This is a genomic window from Iodobacter sp. CM08 (assembly GCF_033446605.1).
GTDB lineage: Bacteria > Pseudomonadota > Gammaproteobacteria > Burkholderiales > Chitinibacteraceae > Iodobacter.
Genome location: NZ_JAWQUO010000077.1, coordinates 1 through 5387, shown reverse-complemented (window position 1 = coordinate 5387; position 5387 = coordinate 1). Strand labels below are relative to the sequence as shown.

At 41.3% G+C, this 5387-nt stretch carries 3 protein-coding genes and 1 rRNA gene; 1 reads left to right on the top strand and 3 read right to left on the bottom strand.

The features are described from left to right. Positions 1–202 precede the first annotated feature (202 nt). Complete coding sequence (locus R6242_RS21890; RefSeq protein WP_412100805.1) at positions 203–1084, top strand: leucine-rich repeat-containing protein kinase family protein; 882 nt, start codon at positions 203–205, stop codon at positions 1082–1084. 354 nt (positions 1085–1438) lie between these two features. On the opposite strand, the gene R6242_RS21885 is transcribed toward R6242_RS21890, so the two are convergent. The 3 genes from R6242_RS21885 to rrf form a co-directional block, all read right to left on the bottom strand. After that, positions 1439–2560, bottom strand: a complete 1122-nt coding sequence (locus R6242_RS21885; protein WP_293936950.1) for an HD-GYP domain-containing protein — start codon at positions 2558–2560, stop codon at positions 1439–1441. A 42-nt stretch (positions 2561–2602) separates the two neighbouring features. Continuing rightward, positions 2603–4942 carry a response regulator gene (locus R6242_RS21880; protein ID WP_318430958.1) on the bottom strand — a complete coding sequence of 780 codons (2340 nt, stop codon included), beginning with the start codon at positions 4940–4942 and terminating at the stop codon, positions 2603–2605. 317 nt (positions 4943–5259) lie between these two features. Further along, positions 5260–5373 (bottom strand): 5S ribosomal RNA (gene rrf, locus R6242_RS21875). Between the last annotated feature and the right edge of the window lie 14 nt (positions 5374–5387).

The following is a 5387-nucleotide window of genomic DNA, read 5'->3' as shown; positions in this document are numbered from 1 at the left end:
TGATTTCGTGCAGCGACAGATTATCGCGAAAATACATTCTACGGATTTTGCCCATCATTTCCATGGTGATCACCTTTTATCCTCTGCTCAAGAGTTAAGCAGAATAAGTAAAGCACCTGGGTCAGTTTTCGGTCGGCGTCAACACTCAGACAATCAGTTTCAGCATCTCCCTGAAGTGCTAGGGCGCTGCCCTCAGCTCTCTATGGTGGGCTTTAAAGCCAATCAAATCAGCAGCGTCAGCGCGGCAGCCCTACCAAAAGCGTTACGTTGGTTAATTCTGACCGATAACCAACTCAGTCAGCTGCCCGCCGAGCTAGGGCAGTGTCTCTTCTTGCAAAAACTCATGCTGGCGGGCAATCAATTGCAATCATTGCCTGCAGAGCTGGCAGCTTGCCAAGATTTAGAGCTCATCAGAATTGCTGCAAATCAGCTAAAAGTTTTACCTGATTGGCTGTTTACCCTGCCTAAACTAGCGTGGCTTGCTTTTGCAGGCAATCCCTTCTGCAAAGCCCCTCCTCCTCTATCGAGCCAACTTGTTCACTGGCTGGATTTACAAATCGCCGAACAATTGGGCGAAGGTGCTTCTGGCCTGATCTACAAAGCCAGTTGGCAAATAGAGGAAGCCACCCAAGATGTGGCGCTCAAACTCTTTAAAGGAGCACTCACCAGCGATGGCCTACCGCAGTGCGAAATGGCTGCATGTCTTGCAGCCGGTGAGCATCCAGCGCTAATCGGTGCCATTGGTGAGGTAAAACATCACCCTGAGCAAACTCCAGCGCTATTAATGCCACTGATTGCGTCAGGCTTTAGCAATCTAGCGGGCCCGCCCAGCCTAGAATCGTGCACTAGAGATATTTATCAGCAAGATCAGCCATTTAGTCTAGATATAACGCTGCGTATCTTAAGCAGCATTGCCGCTGCAGCCGCACACTTACACGCAGCCCAGATCCTGCACGGCGATTTATATGCACACAATATTTTGATCAATACCAAGGGTGAAACACTTTTAGGGGACTTTGGCGCGGCATCTTTTTACCTGATTATGTCTCTTGCTCAATGGACTCCGTGCAGATGGGGTTCTTGAGTGTTGGGCTTGGTTTTTGAATGTGTAGGGCGGGTGAAACCCGCGAGCCATGCTGAATAAACACGCGGGTTGCACCCGCCCTACGATATTTATAATTGAAATTGAGCAAGAGACATAATCAGGTCTTTTTATACAGATACGCGATTACAAAAAATTGAGGTCAAGGCATTTGCCTATCTTTTAGAAGAACTAATCAGCCGTACAGAAGGATCGCCAGCCCTGCTCAATCAGCTGCTTCATCTGCAAGCACGCTGCTCACAAAGCGATCTAGATAGCAGACCAATATTTACAGAAATTTTCCAAGAATTAAGCACACTCTCAAACAACTAAAAGCACCAGAGAGGGCAAGTAGGCCTAATGATGCTCACCCTCTTCATCAGAAAAGAGCACCGTAATATCAGGGAATGTATTTTGAATACGTAATAAAGCATCCACCACCACAGGATCAAAATGTGCACCACGGCCTTTTACAATTAAATCAATCGCATCTGCATGAGAAAAAGGCGGCTTATAAACCCGCTTAGATACCAGCGCATCATAAACATCAGCAACTGCCATTAATCGTGCAGATAATGGTATATCTTCGCCCTTTAAACCCTGAGGATAACCACTACCATCCCATTTCTCTTGGTGGCTATACGCAATTTCACGTGCATAATGCAAAAATTTATCTTCTTTAGAGCCTAAATAACTCTCCACCGAAGTAATTACATCCCGTCCATATACGGTATGCATTTTCATTAAATTAAACTCTTCATCCGTCAATTTACCCGGCTTCAGCAAAATATGATCAGGCACACCCACTTTGCCAATATCGTGCATTGGTGCCGATTTATACAGCCATTGAATATTGGCAGGTGTTAATTCCTCGCTAAACTGAGGATCGTCTGCCAACTCTAACGCCAATAAAGCCACAAAATGCTGAGTGCGCCGCAGATGTTTTCCAGTCTCGTTATCTCGTGTTTCAGCCAACGAAGCCATAGCCAAAATAGTTGCCTGCTGTAAATGTGCCAATTCTCTAGTGCGCTCTTGCACCAAATGTTCTAAATATTGATTTTGATTTTTTAAAAAAACCTGTGCAGCCTTTAAAGCCAATTGTGTTTGCACCCGTGCCAATAAAATGGTCGGAATAATAGGCTTACTAATATAATCTGCACCACCAACAGAAAAACCCTCTTCCTCATCCTCAATAGCCGTTTTTGCAGTCAGAAAAATAACCGGAATATCTTCAGTTTCTTTATCAGCTTTTAATTTTCGACAAACCTGATAGCCATTAATATCCGGCATCATTACATCCAGCAAAATAAGATCAGGCCTTGGCTCAGTCAAAACCAAACGCAAAGCAACATCACCATGATTAGCAACTTTCACCCGATACTTATCCCGTAATAGGCCATTAAGTAACATTAAATTATCTGGCGTGTCATCCACCACCAAAATGGTCGACCTATTTTCTTGCGATTGTAATGGTTCCATCACTACTCCTTATTCACTAAACATTTAGCATTAACTATTGATTTAAATGGGAGAGTTCATCATCCATTCCAAAGCATCATTAAATGCAAACTGATTAATGAATCGCGCTAGCTCATGGCTGCGCCCTTGCCATAGGCACTCAAAACCGAGTTGATTTTCTTCAAAAAACTCACATGCAGCAGCATCGCCTTCTTGTAATAAATGCTGTAAGCCCTCAAATAGTGCTTTTCTTCCCTCCTCATCTAAAGGAGTGATTAAAGATGCAGCCACTGTAGGTAACTCTTCAGTCGTTTTTTCTTCAAAATAAAAATGCTGCAGTGATTCAAGCAAGTAATGCAAAGCATCACTCACTTCAATTTGCATCTTCAATATTTGGGGCTTCACCACAGTCTGGCCTAAGGCCAACTCAAGTTCTGCGGAATATTTTTGTACGATATCAGCACCAATTGTTGCCGCAATTCCTTTTAAAGTATGCGCATGTCGCTTAGCCTCACTCCAGTGATCAGTAAGCAGCGCTTCAGCTAAACTAGCCTGCACTTTTGGTATTTCGTCTAAAACCTTAATCAATAATCGCCGGTAAAAATCAGGATTGCCCATCGCATATTTAAGGCCCATCACCATATCTAGACCAGCAATATCACGAGGAAGCCCAGCAGCAGCCAAATCATTTGGCACCGCTATTTTCTTTGCCACTTCTTTCACAGCAGCTCTTTTAGTATGTGGTAACCACTTAATCAATATATTCATTAATAAATCAGAATCAATCGGCTTAAGCAAATGGTCACTCATGCCTATATCCATGCACATTTGCCTATCTTCATTCATGGATAAGGCAGTCAATGCCACGATAGGAATAGAGGATTGATGTTGACCTCCACGAATAATCTTAGCTGTACTCCAACCATCCAATACAGGCATTTGAATATCCATTAAGATCAAATCAAATGTTTGCTTTTCTATAATATCTAGCGCCTGTTGCCCATCACTTACCACAGTCACTTGCATACCTGCATCAATCAATATTTCACTCGCAACCTGTTGGTTTAATGCATTATCCTCAACGAGTAATATATGAGAGCCAGCGCGGGCCATTAATTCTGCTCGCTGAGTATTTTCTACGGGAGTGATTGGGGCCATCGATTGCATGTTTTTTTTGAGCGGCACACAACACCAAAAACAACTGCCTTTTCCCAGTTCACTGATAACGCCAATTTCCCCTCCCATTAATTTAACTAGTTTTTTAGCAATCACTAAGCCCATACCTAGCCCACCAAACTTCCGAGTTGCTGATGTATCAGCTTGAGAAAATGCCTGAAATAAACGCGCCTTTTGCTCATCATCAATGCCTAGCCCCGTATCGCTAATAGAAAATTTAATCGTAATATCCAGTTCACTTTCTGACTGAATATCCGTTTTTAGCTCTACACGGCCTTGCTGAGTAAATTTAATAGCATTTCCTACCAAGTGTAATAAAATTTTCTGTAATCGTGCGGCATCACCTACTAATGCTTCAGGTAAGCTAGAAGGCAAGATAAAATTCAAAGCTATATTTTTTATTTTTGCTTCATCTTCACATTTTTTTTCTATAGTTTTTAATATTTCATTTAAATCAAAAACAGCACACTCCAAAACTAACTGCCCTTCTTCCATTTTAGAAAAATCAAAAATATCATTAACAATACTTAATAAATGCTCACTAGACCGCTGAATAACTTCTATATAATTTTTTTGTCTTATATTTAATTCAGTTTTAAAAACCAGATGCGTCATTCCAATAATAGCGTTCATTGGAGTACGGATTTCATGACTAATATTTGCTAAAAAATCGCGCCTTACCTTTACTGTTTCATCTAAAATTTGTTTAATTTTATTGTTTTCTTTTGCTTCACTTTGAACTGCAGAGTTATTCTTAACCAATAAACAAACATTCGCTCCTTCGATCCCTTGATTTGGCAATAAACTCAAGCGCATTTCCCCAGAAAAAGAGCTTCCAGTAAACGTTTGCCAATCAAATAAACTTGCATCACTCAGCGCATCACTATCGCTCATCAAATTAAAGCTATCCAGTAATGTTAAAAGTTTTTCTCTTTGATCTGCAACCACTAACGCGTCAAGATTTAAACCTAATAATTTTGTTTTTGGATAAGCAAATAACATTACTAATGCATGATTTGCCCAAACAATTTTTCCTTCAACATTAATCAAAAGCATCGCATCTGATGATAAATTACAAATGCTTTTATAGCTTGCATCTGCATCTCTCTTACTTTGTTTTCCACTCTCTAAGGCACGTAGATGTAAGGCGGCCACCTCAGCCAATATTTGCTGAAAATCTGCGGATACTTCCTGATACTCTGAAAAATTTTTCACCTGGGTTTGCACATTACATACTCCATTGATCAATCCCCCAATGCCCCATGCACTTCAGTCCCCGCTAAGATAGAACATAACTTAAGCAATTAATTCTAGATCATTATTTTAAATAATTCCCCATCATGAACACATCAGCCAATAAAAATGCACTAAAAGTAAAATACTCAATAAACATAAAGTATTTTACTTTTAGTGCATTCTTACTATTTAGCCAACCAACTTTTTCCACGCAAAGCAAAACCCCCGCCTCTTTCGAGTACGGGGGTTCTGTTTACTACGTCTTTACTACTTTAACGTGCGAATCTTTGATTCGCTCAGTAAGGGGTGTCTGGCGATGACCTACTTTCACACAGGTAATCTGCACTATCATCGGCGCTAAGGTGTTTCACTGTCCTGTTCGGGATGGGAAGGAGTGGGACCACCTCGCTATGGTCGCCAGACTTTAACGGGTTAA